This is a genomic window from Pseudomonas sp. RA_35y_Pfl2_P32, from assembly GCF_963970735.1.
GTDB lineage: Bacteria > Pseudomonadota > Gammaproteobacteria > Pseudomonadales > Pseudomonadaceae > Aquipseudomonas.
The window spans coordinates 1-462 of sequence record NZ_CAXAQF010000312.1 but is presented as its reverse complement, the minus strand read 5'-3'; the positions used below and the strand labels follow the sequence as shown (position 1 = coordinate 462).

The window sequence follows — 462 nt, the reverse complement described above, 5'->3', positions numbered from 1 at the left end:
ACTTAAAATTCGCACCAGCAACGAGGAATTCTATCGCTTCTTCCACCAAGCAATCGACGATACCACTGCATTGCGGTTACCGCACGCGGGCGTCGATCACACGGTTTCTGTCCCCGCCGCTGGGCTGCCATGGTTTCTCGCCCTGTTCGGTCGCGACAGTCTGATCGTCAGCCTACAGAACATGATGGTCAATCCGGACCTTGCCCGCGGCACGCTGGAGGTGCTTGGCGACCTTCAGGCGCGTGAACGGGACGACTACCGTGATGCCGAACCGGGCAAGATCCTGCACGAGATGCGCGGCGGCGAGATGGCGGCGCTGCGCGAGGTCCCGTTCGCGCAATATTACGGCAGCGTCGACTCGACGGCGCTGTTTGTCCTGCTGGCCGGCCGCTATGTCGAGCGCACCGGCGACGAGGCGACGCTGCGCGAATTGTGGCCGGCGATCGAGGCGGGCCTTGCCTG

1 pseudogene is annotated in these 462 nt (G+C 63.4%); it reads left to right on the top strand.

The features are described from left to right. Window positions 1-462: pseudogene (locus AACY45_RS28450) on the top strand (hypothetical protein); the annotation flags it as partial.